We start from the raw sequence: 20,462 nt of genomic DNA, 5'->3' as shown, positions 1-20,462 counted from the left end.
GGGTCTCCGAGGGGATCCGAGGGGCGGGGTGGTCAGACGCGCTCGACGATGGTGGCGATGCCCATGCCGCCGCCGACGCAGAGGGTGATCAGGCCGTAGCGCAGGTCGCGCCGCTCCAGCTCGTCGATCACGGTGCCGAGCAGCATCGCGCCGGTGGCGCCGAGCGGGTGGCCGAGCGCGATCGCACCGCCGTTGACGTTCACCTGGTCCGGACGGAAGCCGAGTTCGCGGATGAAGCGGAGCGCGACGGCCGCGAAGGCCTCGTTGATCTCGACCAGGTCGATGTCGGCGGCGGTGAGCCCGGCCCTGGCGAGCGCCTTGCGGGTGGCCGGGGCGGGGCCGGTGAGCATGATGGTCGGCTCGGAGCCGGAGACGGCGGCGGAGACGATCCGGGCGCGCGGGCGCAGCCCGTACCGCTCGCCGACCTCCCGGTTGCCGATGGCGACGAGGGCGGCGCCGTCCACGATGCCGGAGGAGTTGCCCGCGTGGTGGACGTGGTCGATGGCCTCCACCCAGTGGTACTTCTGCAGGGCGACGGCGTCGAAGCCGCCGGCCTCGCCGATGGCGGCGAAGGAGGGCTTGAGGCCGGCCAGGGTCTCGACGGTGGTGCCGGGGCGGATGAACTCGTCGCGCTCCAGCACGACCAGGCCGTTGCGGTCGCGTACCGGGACGACCGAGCGGTCGAACAGGCCGTCCGCCTGGGCCTTGGCGGCGCGGGCCTGGGACTCGGCCGCGAAGGCGTCCACATCGGTGCGGGAGAGGCCCTCGATGGTGGCGATCAGGTCGGCGCCGATGCCCTGCGGGACGAAGTTGGTCTCGTACGCGGTCATCGGGTCGGCGAACCAGGCGCCGCCGTCGGAGGCCATCTTCACCCGGGACATCGATTCCACGCCGCCGGCCAGGACCAGGTCCTCCCAGCCCGAACGCACCTTGGCGGCAGCCATGTTGACGGCTTCCAGTCCGGACGCGCAGAAGCGGTTCTCCTGGACACCGGCGACGGTGTCCGGCAGGCCGGCCGCGACGGCGGCGATCCGGGCGATGTCGGAGCCCTGGTCGCCGATCGGGCTGACCACGCCGAGCACGATGTCGTCGATCGCCGCCGGGTCCAACCCGGGGAAGCGGCGGCGCAGTTCGTGGATCAGACCGACGACCAGGTCGATCGGCTTGGTGCCGTGCAGCGAGCCGGTGGCCTTGCCCCGGCCGCGCGGGGTACGGATCGCGTCGTAGACGTACGCTTCGGTGGTCACGATGGGAATTGCCTTTCGGGGCGGGGGGCTTGGCGGGTCAGCCGAGGATGGAGCGGCCCACGATCTCCTTCATGATCTCCGTGGTGCCGCCGTAGATCGTCTGGATGCGGCCGTCGGTGAACGCCCGGGCGACCGGGAACTCGCTCATGTACCCGTAGCCGCCGTGCAGTTGGAGGCACCGATCGGCGGTGCGCTTCTGAAGTTCGGTGGCCCACCACTTGGCCATCGACGCGTCGGCCGGGGTGAGCGCGTAGCGGTTGTGCTCGGTGATGCAGCGGTCCACGAAGGTCCGGGTGACGGCGCACTCGGTGGCCAGTTCGGCGATCTCGAAGCGGACGTGCTGCAGCTTGGCGAGCGGCCGGCCGAAGGCCTCGCGCTGCCTGACGTAGTCGGCGGTGATCTCGACCAGGTACTCGGCGCCGGCGATCGCCGAGGCCGCGATGGTGAGTCGTTCCTGGGCGAGGTTCTGCATCAGGTGGACGAACCCGCCGTTGAGCTCGCCGATCAGGTTCTGCTTCGGCACCCGGACGTCCTCGAAGAACAACTCGGCGGTGTCCTGGGCCTTCTGGCCGATCTTGTCGAGGTTGCGGCCGCGCTCGAAGCCGGGCGTGCCGCGCTCGACGGCCAGCAGGCTCAGGCCGTGAGCGCCGCCCTCGGGGGTGGTGCGGGCGACCACGATGACCAGGTCGGCGAGGATGCCGTTGGAGATGAAGGTCTTGGCGCCGTTGAGCAGGAAGTGGTCGCCCCGGTCGACCGCCTGGGTGCGGATGCCCTGCAGGTCGGAGCCGGTGCCGGGCTCGGTCATCGCGATCGCGGTGACCAGCTCGCCGGAGCAGAAGCCGGGCAGCCAGCGGCGCTTCTGCTCCTCGGTGGCGAGGGAGGTCAGATAGGGGCCGATGATGTCGTTGTGCAGGCCGATCGCCAGGCCGGAGGCACCCGCCCGGGCGAACTCCTCGGCCAGCACGGCGGCGTAGCGGAAGTCGGGGGTGCCGCCACCGCCGAACTCCTCGGGCACCGCGATGCCGAGCAGGCCCTGCCGGCCGGCCGCGAGCCAGGCGGAGCGGTCGACGATGCCGGCCTGCTCCCAGCGGTCGTAGTGCGGCAGCACCTCCTTGGTGAGGAAGGCCTTCACGGTGGCCCGGAAGTCGTCGTGCTGCTCGGTGAAGATCTCGCGCTGCAACGCTACTCTCCTTGCTCGGCTGCGAGTTGCTCGGCTACGGACCGGCCGGCCGCGGGCGACCCGGGCACGGACGGCCCAGCGGCGGACGGTCCAGCGGCGGACGGCCCGGCGGCAGGGCGTCCACCCCCGGACGGCCCGCCGGCGGCGCGCCCGGTCGCGGACGACCCGGTCGCGACGCCGGGAGACGCCCCGCCTGCCGCGCCGAGGGACGGCACCGCCCAGTCCCGGGCGACCTCGGCGGTGTCCGCGCCCGGCCGGGCGGGCGGGCGGCGCAGGGCGCCGGGGGTGGCGGAGAAGCGGGGCGCGGGAGCGGGCTGGGTGACGCCGTCCACCTCGACGTAGGTGCCGCGCGCCACGAGGTGACCGTCCGCCGCCGCCTGACGCATCGTCAGTACCGGTTCCACGCAGGCGTCGGAGCCCGCGAAGACGGCCTCCCACTCGGCCCTGGTCCGGGTGGCGAAGCGGGCGGCGATCAGGGCGCGCAGTTCGGGCCAGCGGGCGAGGTCGTGCTGGCCGGGCGCGTCCGGGCCGAGCTCCAGCAGCCGGGCGAACTCGGCGTAGAAGCGCGGCTCCAGCGCGCCGACGGCCAGGTGGCCGCCGTCGGCCGCCCGGTAGACGGCGTAGAAGGGCGCACCGCCGTCCAGCAGGTTGACGCCCCGGCGGTCCTGCCAGTGGCCGGCCGCGAGCAGGCCCCAGAGCATGCTGCCGAGGTGTGCCGAGCCGTCCACGATGGCGGCGTCCACCACCTGGCCCGCGCCGGTGGCCCGGGCGTGGTGCAGCCCGGCGAGCAGGCCGACCACCAGGTACAGCGATCCGCCCGCGTAGTCGCCGAGCAGGTTGGCGGGGATCCCGGGCGGTTCGTCGGCGCCGCCGGGCGTCGCCACCATCCCCAGCACCCCGGCCACCGCCGCGTACCCGAGGTCGTGCCCGGCGGTCGCGGCCCGGGGCCCGTGCTGCCCCCAGCCGGTCATCCGCCCGTAGACCAGTGCCGGGTTGCGCTCCAGGCAGGCCTGCGGGCCGACTCCGAGCCGTTCCGCGACGCCGGGCCGGTAGCCCTCGATCAGCAGGTCGGCCCGTTCGACCAGGTCCAGCACCTGCCCGGGCCCCTCGGGCGACTTCAGGTCGACCAGCACCGAGCGCTTGTTGCGGTTGCTGAGGTCGTACGCCGGGTCCGTTCCCAGCGGCGACGGCTCCGGCCGGTCCACCCGCACCACGTCCGCGCCGAGGTCCCCCAGCAGCATCGCCGCGAACGGCCCCGGCCCGATCCCGGCGAGCTCCACCACCCGCACGCCGGCCAACGGGCCCCGGGCGCCCTCGCCCACCGGACTGCTTGTGTCACGCACTGGCCGCAGAACCCTTCGGGGTTTGACAGTAAAGCTGTAACACTCGGGATGATAGGCAAGCGACCCGCCGGTAACAAGACCTCCGCACCGGTCCGCGCCACCCCGGTCCGACCCGCGGAAATCGACCGGACGCCCGTCGGTGTAATGGTCTATCCTGCGGAGCGACCATGACAGAGGATCCCGGGGGAAGCGCCATGACCATCACCGACCGGACCGCCGCCCGCACGGTCGTCGCCGTCTCCGAGCGACTGGTGCTCACCCGGCCCCAGCAGGGCGACGTGGAGGCCATGTTCGCCGTCCACGGGGATCCGGAGACCAACCGCCACAACCCGCACGGGCCGCAGCGCGACCTCGCGGAGGCGCAGGAGGCGCTGGACGGCTTCGTGGCCGACTGGGTACGGGACGGCGTGGGGTACTGCGCCGTGTCGACGCGCGAGGAGCCGGAGGCGATCATCGGGTACGCCGGGCTCTACCTGCACACGCTGGACGGGGAGCGGGTCTTCAACCTCTACTACCGGTTCCGGCCGTCCGCCTGGGGCAAGGGGTACGCGGCGGAGGCCGCCCGGGCCGCGCTGGCGGAGGCCCGGCCGCGGTTCCCCGGGATCCCGGTGGTCGCCCTGATCAGGGCCGACAACCTGCCCTCCCGCCGGCTCGCCGAACGCCTCGGCCTGGTGGCGGACCCGGCCGGGCGGGTGGACGACGAGGACCGGCTGATCCACCGGATGGCCTGAGCCCGCCGCCCGGCCTGAACCGGACGCCCTGAGGCTCACGGCCTGAACCGGACGCCCTGAGCCTCACGGCCTGAACCGGATGTTCCGAACCGCCCCCGCCTGAACCGCGCGCACCGAACCGCCCGGCCCGAGCCGACGGCCGGCGGCGGGCACCGGATCCCCCGCCGGGGGGAGCCGGATCGTGCCCCGGGCGGAGGACCCGGGTCCGGCCCCGGCGAGACCGTGGGGGCATGAGGATCAACGAGACCGCCGTCCGGGCCGGGGCCGCGTGGACGGCGGTGGCGGCGACGGGGCCGTACCTGACGCTCAAACTGCTCTGGCTGACCGGCCGTCCGGTGGGTTCGAGCGACCCCGGCGAGATGGACCGGCTCTGGCTGCTGAACCTGCTCACGTTCGGGATGGACGCGATCGCCGTCGCCCTGGCGCTGGCCTTCGTGCGGCCGTGGGGGCGGCGGGCGCCGGCCGGGCTGGTGGCGTTCCCGATGTGGGTGGCGACCGGGCTGCTCGGCACCATCCTGGTGGCGCTGCCGCTGTTCCTGCTGAGCAGCCTGGTGCTGGGCCCGGAGCACGGCACCGCCCAGGACGACGGGGGGCTCGGCGACTGGGTCTTCCTCGTCGTGTACGGCGGGTTCACGGTGCAGGGCCTCGCACTGATCACCGCCTTCGTCCTGTACGCCCGACGGCGCTGGGCCGGGCTGCTCGCGGACCGGATCGGCGATCTGCCGCACTCCCCCACGCTGGCCGTGCAGCGCGCCCTCGCCTGCGTCGCCGCGCTGCTCGCCGCCGGGGTCGCGGCGGCCCGGGTGTACTGGTCGGCGGGCGGCACCGCCGGGGTGCCGGTCGCCCTGGCCCAGGAGCGAAACCGGGGCGTGGCGGTGATGGACGGGGTGACCGCCGTGATGGCGGTGGCGGCGGCGACGGCCCTGCTGGTGCCGGTCTTCCGGATCCGGCCGCGGCGCCGGCTGCTCGGGCCCCTGCTGGTGGCCTGGACGGCGGCCGGCTCGTTGTTCGCCTGGGGCAGCTGGCAGCTGGTGGCCTTCGGGGTGACGTCGACCCGGGTGACCGACCTGCGGACGGCGGTGCCCGGGCTGATGCCACTGGTGCAGGCCGCCCAGGTGGTGACCGGGGTGCTGGTGCTGGCCGTCGGGGCGATCGCGCTGACCGAACGGGGAGTCCGGGCGGCGTCCACTGACGTAGAGTCACCCGCGTGATCACGGGGGTGGACACGCGGCTGCGGCGTGCGACGGGGGCGGTGCTCGGGCGGCGGGCCCGGCTGCGCTGGGTGCACCTGGTGCTGGGCGGCGCGCTGCTGATGCCGTACTGGCTGCTGTCGGTGGTGCTGCTCGGAGCGCTCAACCCCGAGCAGGGGCACGCCAGGCAGGTGCTGCTGCAGGTCCTCGCGCTCTTCACCTCGCTGCCGATGGCCGCCGTCACCGCGCTGGTGCCGACGGTCCGGGGGCTGGAGGGCGCGGCCGCGCGGGCGCTGTGCACGGTCGCGCGGCCGGAGGAGCTGGCCACCGGGCCGGCCCGCGCGTGGCCGGCCCGGTGGCGCACCGCGCTCTGGTTCACGCTGCACCTGTTCCTCGGCGGGGTGGTCGCCGGGATCACGCTGGCCGGGGTGCCGTTCGCGGTGGTGCTGATCTTCGACTTCGGCGGGGCCCAGGACCTCGTCGGCTACTGGGAGGACCGCTTCCCCGGCTGGATGTTCACCGGCCCCACCCTCGGCGTCGCCGTCCTGCTGCTGCTCGCCCTCACCAACGCCGGCTCGGGCGCCCTGCTCGCCCGCTGGGCGCCCGCCCTGCTCGGCCCGACCCCGGAGGAGCGGCTGGCCGCCGCCGAACGCCGGGCCACCGTGCTCGCCCAGCGCAACCGGCTGGCCCGCGAACTGCACGACTCGGTCGGACACGCGCTCAGCGCGGTCGGCATCCAGGCCTCGGCCGCAGCCCGGGTGCTCCGCAGCAACCCGGACTTCGCCGCCGAGGCGCTGCAGGCCATCGAGGAGACCGCGCGGGCCGCCGTCGCCGAACTGGACACCGTGCTCGGCCTGCTGCGCGAAGAGGACCCGGAGGCCGCCGGACCGGCCGGGCCCACCCTCGCCGGGCTGGACGACCTGCTGCGCCAACTCGCCCGCACCGGCGTGACGGTGGACGTCGAGCTCGCCCCCGGCCTGACCGGCCTGCCCGCCTCGGTCTCCCGCGAGGCGTACCGGATCGTGCAGGAGGGCCTCACCAACGTGCTGCGGCACGCCGGCCCCGCCCCCGCCGGGCTGCGGGTCGCCCTGACCGGGGGCCGACTGGAGATCGAACTGACCAACCCGCTGGGACCCGCCCGTCCGAGCCGCCCCGGCGGCGGGCGCGGGCTGCGCGGGATCGGGGAACGCGCCACCGCCCTGCGGGGCGGCAGCACGGCGGGGCCCAGCGCGGACGGAACGACGTGGCGGCTGGCCGTCTGGCTGCCGGTGGGAGGGAGTGCACGGTGAACGAGGGAACTCATCCGGACAACGGCGGGGACGGCCGAGGGGACCGCCACAGGGACGGCCCGGCGGACGGCACCGCGGACGGTCACAGGGACGACCTCGGGGACGGCGCCGCGGACGGCATCGCGGACGGCATCCGGGTGGTGATCGCGGACGACGAACGGCTGGTCCGGATGGGCCTGCGGGTGGTGATCGACGCCGAACCCGACCTCACCGTGGTCGGCGAGGCGGCCGACGGCGCCGAGGTCGTCCCGCTGGTGCGCGAACGGCGGCCGGACGTGGTGCTGATGGACGTCCGGATGCCCGGCATCAACGGGATCCGGGCCACCGAACAGCTGGTCGCCGGGATGGCCGAACCGCCCCGGATCCTGGTCGTCACCACCTTCGAGCACGACGACCACGTGTACGACGCGCTGCGCGCCGGGGCCGCCGGATTCCTGCTGAAGCGGGCGCGCGCCGAGGAGATGGTGCAGGCGGTGCGGCTGGTCGCGCGCGGGGACTCGCTGCTCTTCCCGGCGGCCGTGCGCGACCTCGCGCTGCGCCACGGCGCGGACCGCCGCCGGGAGGCCGCCGTCGGCCGGGGGCCGATCGGCCGGCTGACCGAACGGGAGGGGCAGGTGCTGCGGCTGATGGCCACCGGGCTCAACAACGGGGAGATCGCCGCGCAGTTGGTGGTCAGCCAGGAGACGGTGAAGACCCACGTCGGCAGTGTGCTCGCCAAACTCGGCGCGCGGGACCGGACCCAGGCGGTCATCGCCGCCTACGAGTCGGGCTTCGTCCTGCCGGGCTGATCCCCACCCGGGCGGCGGCCAACGGGGTCACGGGCGGAGTCATCGGCTGGGTCATCGGCTGGGTCATCAGGGTCGTACGAGGGTCTCGCACACGGGTTCCACCTCGCCGGTACCAGCGAGTAGAGTGCGATCTTCCCCTCGACCGTCCGATACCTCCCGTATCGCCTGAAACGAACTGGCGACCGCATGACAGTCCGGACCCGCCCCGCGCTGTGGTGGCGCATGGGGATCGCGCTCTCGGCGGGCCTCGGCCTGACCCTCGGGACGGCCTCGCTGGTGTACTTCACCGTGCAGAGCAACGTGATCGTGCTCGGCTACTTCATCGGAGCGGTGTACTGGATGCTCAAGCGGGGCACCGTGGACGCGCCCGCGCCCCGGCTGCGCGGCGCCGCCACGCTGTACATCCTGATCACCGGGCTGGTCTCGCACATCCTGCTGCAGCACGGCGCCAACCCGCTGCCCGGGCTGGTCAGCGGGCCGGACCGGCTGGCGCACTGGTCGTCCTTCTTCCTGCACTACGTGACGCCGGTGATGGTGATCGTCGACTGGCTGGTGCTGAAGCCGCGCAACGCGGCGGCCTGGAAGGACATCCCGCTCTGGCTGGCCTTCCCGCTCGGCTACGCGGCGATCGTGCTCACCCGCAACGCGCTCTTCGACGACTTCCCCACGCCGTACCCGTACTTCTTCTTCGACCCGACCAGCAGGGGCTACGGCTACGTCTGGGGCCAAATAGCCCAGCTGACGGTCGAGTTCGTGGTGCTCGCCGCCCTCGTCGTCGGCCTGGACCGGCTCGGCACGCTCATCGCCGGCAAGCTGCGGCCCGCACCGCAGGCGTAGCGGGCCCGTAGCGCCCGGCCGCAAGCGTGCGGCCGGGCGCTCGGCGGGATCGCGGGTCAGCTCGACCAGGACGCGTCCTCCGGGAACTCCGCGCCGCACTCCGGCTGCGCCTTCCAGAACGCCACCGCGTGGTCCACGAAGACCCGCCGCCGCTGCTCCCGCACGCTCAGGTCGTGGATGTACGCCCTCACGCTCTTGCCGTCCGCGGCGGCGGCCTCGCGGATCGCGGCGAGCTCGTGCTCCGTGTACTCGATGGTGAGCGCAGGCATGGCGCCGATGGTACTGCAGCGCACGGCAGTTGGGACCGGCGCCGATGGTTTTCCACCCGTCGTCAACACGCTTCGCCGTCGATCCTCCCGGGGAGCGTTCCGCGCGGGCGCCGGGGCGGCCCGCGGGTGGAAGCGACTCGGCCCTGAGCACGGCCCACCGGGTGCTCGCCGAGGACGCCCAGGGCACCCGGCACGACCGGGGCGACCAGGGCGACCAGGGCGACCAGGGCGACCAGGGCGACCGACAGTAGCGGCAGCCGGGGCGGCTCCCGCGGCCGCCACTGCCGGGGCGGCTCCCGCTACATCGGATCCACCGCCCTCAGCTCGCCGTCCAGCTCCAGCCACCTGGTCAGGCCCAGCCCGCGCAGGAACGGCAGGTCGTGGCTGGCCACGATCAGCGCGCCCCGGTACGCGGCCAGCGCCTGGGTGAGCTGGCGGACGCTGGCGAGGTCCAGGTTGTTGGTCGGCTCGTCGAGCAGCAGCAGCTGCGGCGGCGGGTCGGCCAGCAGCAGGGCGGCCAGCGTCGCGCGGAACCGCTCGCCGCCGGAGAGGGTGGCGGCGGGCTGGTCGGCCCGGGCGCCGCGGAAGAGGAAGCGGGCGAGCCGGGCGCGGATCGCGTTCTCCCCGGCGGCGGGGGCGAACAGCTTGACGTTCTCCGCGACGGTGCGCTCGTCGTCCAGCAGGTCCAACCGCTGCGGGAGGTGCCGCATCGCCACCGGAGTGGTGATCTCCCCTTCCAGCGGCGAGAGTTCACCCGCGATGGTGCGCAGCAGGGTGGACTTGCCGGCTCCGTTCCGTCCGACCAGGGCGATCCGCTCCGGGCCGCGCAGGTCGAGGTCGGCGGTGACGCCGTGCGGCAGCCGGACCCGCTCCAGGGTGAGCACGGTGCGCCCGGCCGGAACGGCGGTGCGCGGGAGGTCGATCCGGATCTCGGCGTCGTCGCGGACCGCCTCCTCGGCCGCGCTGAGCCGCGCCTTGGCCTCCTCCAGCCGCTCGGTGTGCATGCCCTGGAGCCGACCGGCGGTCTCCTGGCCCTTGCGCTTGAGCATGCCGGCGAAGATGTGCGGGTCGTTGCGGGTGACCGAGCGCTTCTTGCCGTACGCGGCGCTGCGTTCCAGCCGGCTCCGTGCCTCGACCAAGTCCCGCTTCTGGCGCTGGACGTCGGCCTCGGCGTTGCGCAGCAGCCGTTCGGCCGTCTCCTGCTGGGCCGCGAGGGTGCGCTCGTACTCCGCGAAGTTGCCGCCGTACCAGGTGACCTCGCCGTCCCGGAGGTCGGCGATCTGGTCGACGTGCTGCAGCAGTTCGCGGTCGTGGCTGACGATCAGCAGCACGCCGTGCCAGCCGGCCACCGTCTCGTAGAGCCGCTCGCGGGCGGCCCGGTCGAGGTTGTTGGTGGGCTCGTCGAGCAGCAGGACGTCGGGGCGGGCCATCAGCAGCGCGGCCAGCCGCAGCAGCACCGCCTCGCCGCCGGAGAGTTCGCCGGTGGTGCGGTCCAGACCGAGGCGGCGCAGGCCGAGCCGGTCGAGCGTGGCGCGGGCGCGCTCCTCGACGTCCCAGTCGTCGCCGACGGCGTCGAAGTGCCGCTGGTCGGTGTCGCCCGACTCGATGGCGTGCAGGGCCTCGCGGGCGGCCCGGACGCCGAGCGCCTCGTCCACCCGCAGGGTGGTGTCGAGCGTCAGGCCCTGGGGCAGGTAGCCGAGTTCACCCTCGACCCGGACGGTGCCGCCGGTCGGGGTGAGCTCGCCGGCGATCAGCCGCAACAGCGTGGACTTGCCCGCGCCGTTGAGCCCGATCAGACCGGTGCGGCCCTGGCCGACCGCGAGCTGGAAGCCGTCCAGGACGGGCTTGCCGTCGGGCCACTCGAAGGCGAGATCGGTGCAGAGGACGGCGGTGGTGGTGGGTTGTGCCATGCAGGACTCCCGGGATGGTTGCCGAAGGGGTGAGGAGCAACACGGGGAGACACCGCGGGTGCGGAACCGGTGAGGACGGCCGGAGGGAACCGAAGGGGTGGCGTCACGGAGAGGATCGCCACGAGGCCGTGACCGAGGTCGCACACACGCGCACCACGCGGCAACTGGGCCTGCGCGGCGGGGCGGTGTCCCGGGACCTCAGTAGAGCAACGGCCTTCTCCTTGTCTGGCTGACGACACCGACCACGCTAGGGACCGCGCGGAACGCGTGCAACCGATTTTCCCGGGCCCCGCTCCGACGCCACCCCGCCCCCGACGGAGGCCCCGTGCCGATCCGGTGCCGATCCGGTGACAGCCTCGTCCCAGTCGGGGGTGGATGTAAGGACTTCCTTATCCACATGGCAGACTCCTCACCTGCCATACCTGCGGTCGAGCGGGCCGCACCCGAGGAACGGGCCGTATGGCGGTAGTCAACAGGGGGATTTGAACTCATGTCATCGATATCCCGGCCGAGCCGTGCCGTCCTGGGCGCCTCCGTCGCCGCGCTGACCATGGTGGTCGCCACCGCGTGCGGACCGGACAACAGCGACCCGAGCGTGGCGCAGACCACGGCCCCCTCGGTCGCGGCGACCGCCTCCGGCAAGCCGGGCGCGGCCCCGATCAAGCTTCCGACGCTCGAGGAGCTGAAGGGCTGGAAGCTCGAGGACTGGGACAAGTGGGCCCAGGCGAACGTCGTCACCCCGGCGGTCAAGGGCTACTGGACCCTGCAGAAGCTGCTGAACGCCAAGCCGAAGCCGCTGCCGCAGGCGCCCGCCCAGGACCCGACGCAGGCGCCCGCCCAGCCGACGGCCCAGCCGACCAGCGCCGCCCCGGCCCAGCCCACCGCCGCGCAGCCGCCGGCCGGCCCGGACCAGATGCCCGCCATGGTCCCGGCGAAGCCCGTCGCGCACCCGTTCCCGAAGAACATGCACGTCAACGGCAAGATCTTCTTCAAGGACGGCAACGAGGACTACGTGTGCTCCGGCACCGTCGTCTCCGACCCGGCCAACCCGGGCAAGAGCAACCTGGTGTGGACGGCGAGCCACTGCCTGCACGGCGGCAAGGGCAACAAGTACTACACCGACATCACCTTCGCCCCGGCCTTCAACAGCAACGGCGTCCTGAGCAACGGCAACAAGCAGAAGTCCAAGCTGGAGGACGCCGAGCCGTACGGCGAGTGGGGCGCGACCGCCGGCATGGTCTCGCCGCAGTGGACCGGCGAGGCCGACCCGGAGCACGGCGGCCCGTGGAGCCAGTACGACTTCGGCATCATCAAGGTCGCCAACCCCGACCCGAACGGCAAGTCGCTGGAGGAGACCGTCGGCGGCTCGGTGCCGCTGTGGTTCAACGCCCCGCGTGACCAGCTCGCCTCCGTCGCCAACTACGGCTTCCCGGAGGGCAAGCCCTTCGACGGCGTCGAGCTGGAGCACTGCGACGGCGGCAAGCCGGCCAAGAAGACCGGCGACCCGAGCCGCCCGGCGATGCTGCTGATCGGCTGCAACATGACCGGCGGCAGCAGCGGCGGCGGCTGGTTCGCGACCAAGGACGGCAAGCCGGCCCTGGTCAGCGACACCTCCATCGGCAACGGCGCGAACACCTACGAGGCCGGTCCGTACCTGGAGGACGTGGCCCAGCACATGTTCGAGTACTTCTCGAAGAAGGCCAAGTGATCCACGGGGGATGATCCCCCACCGCCCCGGGGGCCGCGGCTGCGACAGCCGCGGCCCCCGGGCTTTTCCGGTGTCGGCCCCGCTCCTCCTACAATCGGCCCCATCATGAGCGCGACACTCGTAGTCAAGGACCTCAGCGCCGGCCACGGCGAACGCACCCTCTTCTCCGGCCTGGACCTGGTCGTCGCCCCCGGCGACGTGATCGGCCTGGTCGGCGTGAACGGCGCCGGGAAGTCGACCCTGCTGCGGCTGCTGGCGGGCCTGGACACCCCCGAGGGCGGCTCGCTGCGGCTGAGCCCGGCCAGTGCCAACGTCGGCCACCTGCCGCAGGAGCCGGAGCGCCGCGAGGGCGAGTCGGTGCGCGCGTTCCTGGCCCGCCGCACCGGCGTGGCCGCCGCCCAGGCCGCGCTGGACGAGGCCACCGAGGGCCTGGTCGAGGGCCGGGCGGGCGCCGACGACGCGTACGCGTCGAGCCTGGACCGCTGGCTCGACCTCGGCGGCGCCGACCTGGAGGAGCGGGCCGAGGAGGTCGCCGACTCGCTCGGGCTGAAGATCTCGCTCGACCTGCCGATGACCGCGCTCTCCGGCGGCCAGGCCGCCCGGGCCGGCCTCGCCTCGCTGCTGCTCTCCCGCTACGACGTCTTCCTGCTCGACGAGCCCACCAACGACCTCGACCTGGACGGCCTGGAGCGGCTGGAGTCCTTCGTCAAGGGCCTGCGCGCCGGCACCGTGCTGATCAGCCACGACCGCGAGTTCCTGGCCCGCACCGTGACCAAGGTGCTGGAGCTGGACCTGCACCAGCAGCAGGTCAACCTGTACGGCGGCGGCTACGAGGCGTACCTGGAGGAGCGGGCGGTGGCCCGTCGGCACGCCCGCGAGGAGTTCGAGGAGTACGCCGACACCAAGGCCGGGCTGGAGGCCCGCGCGCGGATGCAGCGCGGCTGGATGGAGCACGGGGTGCGCAACGCCCGCCGCAAGTCCTCCGACAACGACAAGATCGGCCGCGCGATGCGCGCCGAGTCCACCGAGAAGCAGGCCTCCAAGGCCCGCCAGACCCAGCGGATGATCGAGCGGCTGGAGGTGGTCGAGGAGCCGCGCAAGGAGTGGGAGCTGCGGATGGAGATCGCCACCGCGCCGCGCTCCGGCTCGGTGGTCGCCACCCTGAACGGCGCCACCGCCCGTCGCGGCGACTTCGCCTTCGGCCCGGTGGACCTGCAGATCGACTGGGCCGACCGGGTCGCCATCACCGGCGCCAACGGCGCGGGCAAGTCCACGCTGCTGGCCGCCCTGCTCGGCCGGCTCGAACTCGACGGCGGCAGCGCCGCCCTGGGCTCCGGCGTGGTGGTCGGCGAGGTCGACCAGGCGCGGGGGCTGTTCCTCGGCGGGGAGCCGCTGGTGGAGGCCTTCTCCGCCGCCGTACCGGAGCTCTCGCCGGAGGACGTGCGCACCCTGCTGGCCAAGTTCGGCCTCAAGGCCGTGCACGTGCTGCGCCCGGCCGGGACCCTCTCCCCCGGCGAGCGCACCCGGGCCGCGCTGGCGCTGCTGCAGGCCCGCGGGGTGAACCTGCTGGTCCTCGACGAGCCCACCAACCACCTGGACCTGCCCGCGATCGAGCAGTTGGAGTCCGCGCTCGGCTCGTACACCGGCACCCTGCTGCTGGTCACCCACGACCGGCGGATGCTGGACACCGTCTCGGTGAACCGGCGGATCGAGGTCAGGGACGGGCGGGTGCACGAGCTGTAGGCGGGCCTCCGGGACGCGGGAAGGCCGACCGGCTCCGGGATTGGTCTCTACCTCTTCCCGGAGCCGGCGTCATGTGCTGTGCTGTCGACCATGGTTGACGACACAGCTGTTGACAGCACGGGCGGTGCCGTGACGGGGACGTCCCACCCGACCGTCCCGCTCGCCCCGATGACGGTCCCGGCCCGCGAGGCCGAGGCCCGCAGCAGGTCCTTCCACGACGTGATGGCCCGCCGCCGGACCGTCCGCGACTACTCGACGCGCCCGATCCCGGAGGGCGTGGTCGAGTGGGCGGTCCGGACCGCGAGCACCGCCCCCAGCGGGGCCCACGTCCAGCCCTGGCGGTTCGTGGTGATCACCGACCCGGAGCGCAAGCGGCGGCTGCGCGAGGCCGCCGAGGCCGAGGAGCGCGAGTTCTACGGCCACCGGGCGTCCGCCGAGTGGTTGGCCGCGCTGGCGCCGATCGGCACCGACTGGCGCAAGCCGTTCCTGGAGGACGCGCCGGCCGTGATCGTGGTGTTCGAGGTGCACAAGGGGCCCGACTCGCCGCGCCCGTACTACACCAAGGAGTCGGTGGGGATCGCGGTGGGGCTGCTGCTCGCCTCGCTGCACCAGGCCGGGCTGGCCACCCTGACCCACACGCCGAGCCCGATGAAGTTCCTCAACGAGGTCTGCGACCGGCCGGCCGAGGAGCGGGCCGCGTACGTGATCCCGGTCGGCTACCCCGCCGAAGGGGCGCGCGTGCCGGACCTGCGGCGCAAGGAGCTCGACGAGGTGATGGTCCGGCTCTGACGCGCCGTCCCCGTGCGCGGGCGCCGGCGGCGGCGGTCCCGCACGCCCGCCGTCCGGGCGTGCCGGAGGGGTCCGGATGGTGACAGGTCCCGGCCAAGGACATAATCGCCGTCATGAGCCATGCACAGCCACGCTCCTGTGACCCCGCCCCGGTCGGACGGGAGCCCGCGACCGCACGGGAGCGGACGGCCGGGCGGGAAGGGACGGCCGGGCGGGACCGCGCGGGCGCACCGGCACAGGACGCCGGGGCCACGCAGGACGCCAAGGCTGCACAGGACGCCAGGGCCGCGCAGGACGCCGGGGCCGCGCAGGACGCAGCGGCCGCGCACCCGGCGGTGGAGGCGACCCCCGGGCGGCCGCCCGAACTGCTGCGGCTGCCCGGCGGCCTCTGGCTGCGCCGCCGCCGCAGCACCCACGCGGTGGCGCTGAACCGGGCCGTCCGCGCCAACCTGGACCACCTGCGGCCCTGGATGGAGTGGGCGGCCGAGGCCCCCACCCGGGCGCAGACCGCCGAGCTCACCCGGGCCGGCTCCGCCGCCTGGGAGGCCGGCACCGACTTCATGTACCTGGCCGGCCTGGACGCCGAACCCGGCGGCGTGATCGGCGCGTTCGGCCTGCACGGGCGGATCGGCCCGGGCGCGCTGGAGATCGGCTACTGGGTCGCGGCCGGGCACGTCGGCCGGGGCATCGCCACCGCCGCGGCCGGGGCGCTCACCGAGGCCGCGCTGGCCCTGCCCGGGATCACCCGGGTGGAGATCCGCTGCGACCGGGCGAACGCCGCCAGCGCCGCCGTCCCGCGCAAGCTCGGCTACCGGCTGGAGCGGGTCACCGCCGTCGCCGTCCGGGCCCCGGGTGAGACCGGACGGCAGCTGGTGTGGGTCCGGGACCGGCCGGCGGCCTGAGCTCTGTCGGGCCCCGGCCGGTGGGCGACGCCGTCCGGTCGGCACCACCCGCCGGTCCGCGACGCCGTCCGGTCGGTACCGCCCACCGGTCCGCGAGCCGACCGGTCAGTACCGCCCGCCGGTCGGCGCCGGCAGCGCGTCCAGCTCGGCGAGGTCGGCCGCCGAGAGCACGACCCCGGCCGCCCCCACGTTGTCCACCAGGTAGCGCGGCGTCCTGGTGCCCGGGATCGGGAAGACGTACCGGCCCTGCGCCAGCACCCAGGCCAGTGCCACCTGCGCGGGCGTGACACCGATCCGCTCGGCGACCTCCCGCACCTTCCCGACCAGCGCCAGGTTCGCCTTCAGCGCGTCCTGCTGGAAGCGCGGCAGCCGGCGGCGGAAGTCGTCGGCGGGCAGCTCGTCGAAGGAGGAGATGCTGCCGGTCAGGAAGCCCCGGCCGAGCGGCGAGAACGGCAGCAGCGCGATGCCCTGCTCCTCGGTGTACGGCAGGACCTCGGCCAGCGCGTCCCGGGTCCACAGCGAGAGCTCGTTCTGCACCGAGGCCACCGGGTGCACCGACTGCGCCCGCTTGATCTCCTCGACCGTCACCTCGGACAGGCCGATGTGGCGGACCTTGCCGGCCGCGACGAGCTCGGCGAACGCGCCCCAGGTCTCCTCGATCGGGACCTCCGGGTCGACCCGGTGCAGCTGGTAGAGGTCGACGTGGTCGGTGCCCAGGCGGCGCAGGCTCTCGTCGATCGAGCGGCGCACGTGCTCGGGCCGCCCGTTCCGCTCCTGCTGGCCCCCGCCGCCCGGGACGATGCCCACCTTGGTGGCCAGGAAGGCGCGCTCCCGGTGCGGGCCGGCCAGCGCGGCGCCGACGACCTCCTCGTTGGTGTACGGGCCGTACATGTCGGCGGTGTCGATCAGCTCGACGCCGAGATCCAGCGCCTGCCGGATCACCCGGACGGAGTTCTCGTCGTCCCGGTTCTGCACGTCGTAGGCCCAGGTCATGCCCATGCAGCCCAGACCGATGACGCCGATCTCCGGGCCGTTGGTACCGAACGGGGCGTTGCGCATGACGGTGCTCCCATCGTGGTTCGTTCCGTGGACCGCTTCGCGGTTCCGGTGGTGCTGCGTGATCAACGCGTTCAGCTTTCACCTTGGAGTGCACTCAAGGTCAAGTCCGCTCCGCTGCTCTCCGATCCACTGCCTTCCGATCCACTCCGCTCCGCACCGACCCACTCCCGGAACCCGCCCGCCAGGACCAGCTCGGCCAGCCGCCCGTACCCACCCGCCCCCGGGTGGGCGCCGTCCCCGGCCGCCGCCTCGGCCGTCCAGACCGGATCGGCCGCCAGCGCCTCGGTGACGTCGACGAAGGGGACCCCGAGCGCTGCGCAGGTCTCCGCCATGGCGGGGACCAGCTCGCGCAGCCGTTCCCGGTGGACGGCTCCCCCGCAGCCGACCGGCGGCGGGCCCACCACCAGGGCCCCGAGGCCCAGTGCGCGGGCCTCGCCGAGCAGGGCGGCGAGGTTGGCGAGGGTGTCCTCGTGCGCCACGCGAGGCGCGCCGCCCTCCCCCGGGGCCCCGTCCGCCGGCATCGCGTCGTTGGCGCCGACGGAGAGCACCAGCCGGTTGTCCGCGCCGGGGAGGGTCCGCGCCTCGACCTCGCTGCGCCAGCGACGCCGCACCTGCGCCGAAGTGTCGCGCCGGACACCGAGGTTGAAGGCGGTGGCGGCCGGGGCGGCGGCCTGCAGCACCCGGCCGACCCAGCCGCGGAACTCCGGGTCGCCGAGGCCCTGGGTGAAGGAGTCGCCGAGGAAGCAGATCCGGGGGCCGTCGAAGCTGGTTTGTATGGTCATCGGCCCACCGTAGGGGTGAGAGCGGGGCGTGCGCTTCCGGTTTCACCACCGGGCCGCCGGATCCCGGCCGTCGACCCGCCGTGGTTCGTCCTCGGAGCTTTCACCGGGCCATCACAGGTGGCCCCCTGCCAAACCGGCGTGCGGGGGCCCGCTCACGGCCCGTCCGCACCACCGGGCGCCGCACGTCCGGCCTTGGCAGGGCCCGCCGCGACGGTCGACGCTCTGTGCACAGCCGATCATCGGCTCATCCCTCAGACATTCCACCGGGGAGGACCCCATGCAGCTCTCGCGCACCCGCGCCGCCGTCGTCGCCCTGCTCGCGGCCACCGCCACCACCGTGCTCGCCGTCCCGGCCCAGGCCGCCGGCGGACACCGTGCGCTCAGCCACTTCGACGACGGCAGCTTCGAGACGCCCAAGGCCCCGGCGAACGCCTTCACGGGTCTGGCCGCCGGTCAGACCATCGGCCCGTGGCGGGTCACCGCCGGCAGCGTCGACCTGATCGGCGCCGGCTTCTGGCAGGCCGCCGAGGGCGACCAGTCGGTGGACCTCAACGGCGGCGGCGCCGGCACCATCGCCCAGACCTTCACCACCGCGCCGGGCACCACCTACTCGGTGACGTACGCGCTCGCCGCCAACCCCGAGGGCGGGCCCGCCGTGAAGACCGGCCGGGCGCTGATCGACGGCCAGGACTTCCAGGACTTCTCCTTCGACTCCACCGGCAAGACCAAGGCCGCGATGGGGTACGTGGGGCGTCAGTTCAGCTTCGTCGCGCAGAACTCCTCCACCACGCTGACCTTCACCAGCACCGTGGCGGGCGCGTACGGGCCGGTGCTCGACAACGTGCAGGTCAAGGAGTGCAAGCCGTGCTGCGGCTGACCGACCGGAGCCCGCACCGCCACCGAGCGAGCGGCCACCCGTCCTGACCCTTCCTCACACCCGCCTCCGGCGACGTGTCCGGTGCCGGGAAGTGCTTGACGTGCACAGCTGGTCTAGTCCAGTTTGATGCTCAGCACCGCGCTCCCCCGCACCGGACCACCCAGGCCGCCGCCCGCCCCGCGTCTCCCCCTCGCGGGCCGGGCGGCCCCCACGTCCCGAGAGGCACCCCCATGCCCAGCGCGCCCCAGCACACCCCCACACACCGCCGAACCGCCCGCCGGACCACCCTGCTGAGCTTCGCCGCCGCCACCGCCCTCGCCGCCGGCGGCCTGGCCACCCTCGCCGGGAACGCCGGGGCCGCCGACGGCAACCTGCTCGCCAACGCCGGCCTGGAGAGCGGCGCCCTCGGCCCCTGGAGCTGTTCCGCCGGCACCGGCAGCGTCGTCGACTCCGGCGCGCACAGCGGGACGTACGCCCTGAAGGGCGCGGTGGGCAACAGCGACACCGCGCAGTGCGGCCAGACCGTCAGCGTCCGGCCCGACACCACGTACAGCCTCAGCGCCTGGGTCCAGGGCCAGTACGTCTACCTGGGCGCCGCCGGCAGCGGTGTCACCGACCCGGCCACCTGGACCCCGGGCGGCGCCGGCTGGCAGCAGCTGTCCACCAGCTTCACCACCGGCCCGGCCACCACCAGCGTCACCGTCTACCTGCACGGCTGGTACGGACAGGGCGGCTACCTGGCCGACGACATCGCCCTCACCGGCCCCGGTGGCACCCCGACCACCCCGCCGCCCACCTCCGCCACCCCGACCGGCAGCCCGACCGGCACGCCCACGGGTACACCGACCGGCACGCCCACCGGCGGGCCGAGCACCCCGCCGCCGAACGTCGCGCTCCCGGTCGCCCCGTACATCGACATGGGCGCCTGGCCGACCCCGTCCATGCCCGACATGGCCAAGGCCGGCAGCCTCAAGGGCTACACGATGGGCTTCGTCACCGGCGTCGGCTGCAAGGCCAGCTGGTTCAACGCCTACGACCCGCGCACCGCCTGGGCCAAGGACCAGGTCGACGCACTGCGCGCGGCGGGCGGCGACGTCAAGGTCTCCTTCGGCGGCGCCGGCGGCACCGAACTGGCCGCCGCCTGCACCTCCGTGGATTCGCTGTTCACCGAGTACGACGCCGTGGTGAAGGCGTACGGCCTGCGCTACGTCGACTTCGACATCGAGGGCGCGGCGATCGCCGACACCGCCGCCAACGACCGCCGCTCCGCCGCGCTCGCCAAGCTGCAGCAGGCCCACCCCGGCCTCAAGGTCTCCTTCACCCTGCCGGTCCTGCCCGAGGGCCTGACCGCCGAGGGCGTCGCCATCGTCAAGTCGGCCCGGGACGCCGGGGTGAGCACCGACCTGGTCGACATCATGGCGATGGACTACTACCGCAGCGGGACGGACTACGGCAACGCCGCCGTGCAGGCCGCCCAGTCGCTGTTCGGCCAGCTCAAGGCGCTCTACCCGGCGAAGACCGACGCCCGGCTGTGGGCCATGGTCGGGGTCACCCCGATGATCGGCGAGAACGACGACCACCAGGTCTACAACCAAGCCGCCGCCCAGCAGTTGGTGACCTTCGCCCAGCAGAACCATCTCGGCCTGCTGGCCTTCTGGGACGCCACCCGGGACGCCAACGCCTGCACCGGCGGCTCGCTCTCCAAGTGCACCAACATCCCGCAGCAGCCGTACGAGTTCGCCAAGATCTTCGGCCGGTACGCGGGCTGAACCGCAGCTCTTCCGGGGCGCCGGCGGCTCCGGGGCGCCGGCGGACGAC

At 73.9% G+C, this 20,462-nt stretch carries 18 protein-coding genes; 11 read left to right on the top strand and 7 right to left on the bottom strand.

Going from position 1 to position 20,462, the window contains the following annotated elements; translation table 11 throughout:
- Nucleotides 1-32 precede the first annotated feature (32 nt).
- From ACIRD3_RS25225 to ACIRD3_RS25215, 3 genes are read right to left on the bottom strand one after another with little or no spacing between them, the layout of a single operon-like run.
- Nucleotides 33-1,247 (bottom strand): acetyl-CoA C-acetyltransferase, encoded by a 1,215-nt coding sequence (locus tag ACIRD3_RS25225; protein ID WP_402220673.1) that lies wholly within the window; start codon nt 1,245-1,247, stop codon nt 33-35.
- A gap of 37 nt (nt 1,248-1,284) precedes the next feature.
- Nucleotides 1,285-2,427 carry an acyl-CoA dehydrogenase family protein gene (locus ACIRD3_RS25220; protein WP_402220671.1) on the bottom strand — a complete coding sequence of 381 codons (1,143 nt, stop codon included), beginning with the start codon at nt 2,425-2,427 and terminating at the stop codon, nt 1,285-1,287.
- A 2-nt stretch (nt 2,428-2,429) separates the two neighbouring features.
- Nucleotides 2,430-3,770, bottom strand: a complete 1,341-nt coding sequence (locus tag ACIRD3_RS25215) for a CoA transferase (RefSeq protein ID WP_402220668.1) — start codon at nt 3,768-3,770, stop codon at nt 2,430-2,432.
- A 194-nt stretch (nt 3,771-3,964) separates the two neighbouring features.
- Between ACIRD3_RS25215 and ACIRD3_RS25210 the strand changes: the two genes are divergently transcribed.
- The 5 genes from ACIRD3_RS25210 to ACIRD3_RS25190 all read left to right on the top strand — a co-directional run bounded on the left by ACIRD3_RS25210 (nt 3,965) and on the right by ACIRD3_RS25190 (nt 8,605).
- Entirely contained in the window at nt 3,965-4,501 is a 537-nt protein-coding gene (locus ACIRD3_RS25210; protein WP_402220665.1) for a GNAT family N-acetyltransferase, read from the top strand.
- A 230-nt stretch (nt 4,502-4,731) separates the two neighbouring features.
- Complete coding sequence (locus tag ACIRD3_RS25205) at nt 4,732-5,712, top strand: hypothetical protein (protein ID WP_402220662.1); 981 nt, start codon at nt 4,732-4,734, stop codon at nt 5,710-5,712.
- Nucleotides 5,709-6,980, top strand: coding sequence for a sensor histidine kinase (locus ACIRD3_RS25200; protein WP_402220659.1), 1,272 nt, complete (start codon nt 5,709-5,711; stop codon nt 6,978-6,980). Before ACIRD3_RS25205 ends, ACIRD3_RS25200 begins: the two co-directional genes overlap by 4 nt.
- A gap of 131 nt (nt 6,981-7,111) precedes the next feature.
- Nucleotides 7,112-7,768, top strand: a complete 657-nt coding sequence (locus ACIRD3_RS25195) for a response regulator (RefSeq protein WP_402220865.1) — start codon at nt 7,112-7,114, stop codon at nt 7,766-7,768.
- 186 nt (nt 7,769-7,954) lie between these two features.
- Nucleotides 7,955-8,605: a Pr6Pr family membrane protein gene (locus ACIRD3_RS25190; RefSeq protein ID WP_402220657.1), complete on the top strand. Its 651-nt coding sequence runs from the start codon at nt 7,955-7,957 to the stop codon at nt 8,603-8,605.
- 56 nt (nt 8,606-8,661) lie between these two features.
- Here the strand turns inward: ACIRD3_RS25190 and ACIRD3_RS25185 are convergent, their stop codons facing one another.
- Together ACIRD3_RS25185 and ACIRD3_RS25180 are read right to left on the bottom strand one after the other, a co-directional pair.
- Nucleotides 8,662-8,874: a hypothetical protein gene (locus ACIRD3_RS25185; RefSeq protein ID WP_402220655.1), complete on the bottom strand. Its 213-nt coding sequence runs from the start codon at nt 8,872-8,874 to the stop codon at nt 8,662-8,664.
- A gap of 299 nt (nt 8,875-9,173) precedes the next feature.
- Nucleotides 9,174-10,784, bottom strand: coding sequence for an ABC-F family ATP-binding cassette domain-containing protein (locus ACIRD3_RS25180; protein WP_402220653.1), 1,611 nt, complete (start codon nt 10,782-10,784; stop codon nt 9,174-9,176).
- 490 nt (nt 10,785-11,274) lie between these two features.
- Between ACIRD3_RS25180 and ACIRD3_RS25175 the strand changes: the two genes are divergently transcribed.
- From ACIRD3_RS25175 to ACIRD3_RS25160, 4 genes are all read left to right on the top strand, one after another.
- A complete protein-coding gene (locus tag ACIRD3_RS25175) occupies nt 11,275-12,492 on the top strand; it encodes a hypothetical protein (RefSeq protein ID WP_402220650.1) in 1,218 nt (405 codons plus the stop codon).
- Between the two features lie 105 nt (nt 12,493-12,597).
- The gene (locus ACIRD3_RS25170) at nt 12,598-14,235 is read left to right on the top strand and encodes an ABC-F family ATP-binding cassette domain-containing protein (protein WP_402220648.1); all 1,638 of its coding nucleotides are present in this window, start codon (nt 12,598-12,600) and stop codon (nt 14,233-14,235) included.
- Between the two features lie 90 nt (nt 14,236-14,325).
- A complete protein-coding gene (locus ACIRD3_RS25165) occupies nt 14,326-15,024 on the top strand; it encodes a nitroreductase family protein (RefSeq protein WP_402220646.1) in 699 nt (232 codons plus the stop codon).
- A 113-nt stretch (nt 15,025-15,137) separates the two neighbouring features.
- On the top strand, nt 15,138-15,926 hold the full coding sequence (locus ACIRD3_RS25160; protein WP_402220645.1) for a GNAT family N-acetyltransferase: 789 nt from the start codon (nt 15,138-15,140) through the stop codon (nt 15,924-15,926).
- A gap of 105 nt (nt 15,927-16,031) precedes the next feature.
- Here the strand turns inward: ACIRD3_RS25160 and ACIRD3_RS25155 are convergent, their stop codons facing one another.
- Nucleotides 16,032-16,985, bottom strand: coding sequence for an aldo/keto reductase (locus ACIRD3_RS25155; protein ID WP_402220642.1), 954 nt, complete (start codon nt 16,983-16,985; stop codon nt 16,032-16,034).
- A 71-nt stretch (nt 16,986-17,056) separates the two neighbouring features.
- Complete coding sequence (locus ACIRD3_RS25150; RefSeq protein ID WP_402220639.1) at nt 17,057-17,767, bottom strand: GDSL-type esterase/lipase family protein; 711 nt, start codon at nt 17,765-17,767, stop codon at nt 17,057-17,059.
- A 277-nt stretch (nt 17,768-18,044) separates the two neighbouring features.
- Between ACIRD3_RS25150 and ACIRD3_RS25145 the strand changes: the two genes are divergently transcribed.
- Nucleotides 18,045-18,644, top strand: a complete 600-nt coding sequence (locus ACIRD3_RS25145) for a choice-of-anchor C family protein (RefSeq protein ID WP_402220636.1) — start codon at nt 18,045-18,047, stop codon at nt 18,642-18,644.
- A gap of 230 nt (nt 18,645-18,874) precedes the next feature.
- Nucleotides 18,875-20,413, top strand: a complete 1,539-nt coding sequence (locus ACIRD3_RS25140; protein WP_402220635.1) for a carbohydrate binding domain-containing protein — start codon at nt 18,875-18,877, stop codon at nt 20,411-20,413.
- The last annotated feature ends 49 nt before the right edge of the window (nt 20,414-20,462 follow it).

It is taken from the genome of Kitasatospora sp. NPDC093550, assembly GCF_044764985.1.
In the GTDB taxonomy this organism is placed as follows: Bacteria; Actinomycetota; Actinomycetes; order Streptomycetales; family Streptomycetaceae; genus Kitasatospora.
Note: the sequence above shows the minus strand (reverse complement) of the source record. Positions and strands in the feature narration are given on the sequence as shown.

Excerpts from the sequence above, each read along its gene's own strand:
- ACIRD3_RS25205 (WP_402220662.1), top strand. The coding sequence starts at position 4,732 with ATGAGGATCAACGAGACCGCCGTCCGGGCCGGGGCCGCGTGGACGGCG.
- ACIRD3_RS25185 (WP_402220655.1), bottom strand. The coding sequence starts at position 8,874 with ATGCCTGCGCTCACCATCGAGTACACGGAGCACGAGCTCGCCGCGATC.
- ACIRD3_RS25170 (WP_402220648.1), top strand. The coding sequence starts at position 12,598 with ATGAGCGCGACACTCGTAGTCAAGGACCTCAGCGCCGGCCACGGCGAA.
- ACIRD3_RS25140 (WP_402220635.1), top strand. The coding sequence starts at position 18,875 with ATGCCCAGCGCGCCCCAGCACACCCCCACACACCGCCGAACCGCCCGC.
- ACIRD3_RS25160 (WP_402220645.1), top strand. The coding sequence starts at position 15,138 with ATGAGCCATGCACAGCCACGCTCCTGTGACCCCGCCCCGGTCGGACGG.
- ACIRD3_RS25165 (WP_402220646.1), top strand. The coding sequence starts at position 14,326 with ATGGTTGACGACACAGCTGTTGACAGCACGGGCGGTGCCGTGACGGGG.
- ACIRD3_RS25150 (WP_402220639.1), bottom strand. The coding sequence starts at position 17,767 with ATGACCATACAAACCAGCTTCGACGGCCCCCGGATCTGCTTCCTCGGC.
- ACIRD3_RS25145 (WP_402220636.1), top strand. The coding sequence starts at position 18,045 with ATGCAGCTCTCGCGCACCCGCGCCGCCGTCGTCGCCCTGCTCGCGGCC.
- ACIRD3_RS25190 (WP_402220657.1), top strand. The coding sequence starts at position 7,955 with ATGACAGTCCGGACCCGCCCCGCGCTGTGGTGGCGCATGGGGATCGCG.
- ACIRD3_RS25155 (WP_402220642.1), bottom strand. The coding sequence starts at position 16,985 with ATGCGCAACGCCCCGTTCGGTACCAACGGCCCGGAGATCGGCGTCATC.
- ACIRD3_RS25210 (WP_402220665.1), top strand. The coding sequence starts at position 3,965 with ATGACCATCACCGACCGGACCGCCGCCCGCACGGTCGTCGCCGTCTCC.
- ACIRD3_RS25175 (WP_402220650.1), top strand. The coding sequence starts at position 11,275 with ATGTCATCGATATCCCGGCCGAGCCGTGCCGTCCTGGGCGCCTCCGTC.
- ACIRD3_RS25180 (WP_402220653.1), bottom strand. The coding sequence starts at position 10,784 with ATGGCACAACCCACCACCACCGCCGTCCTCTGCACCGATCTCGCCTTC.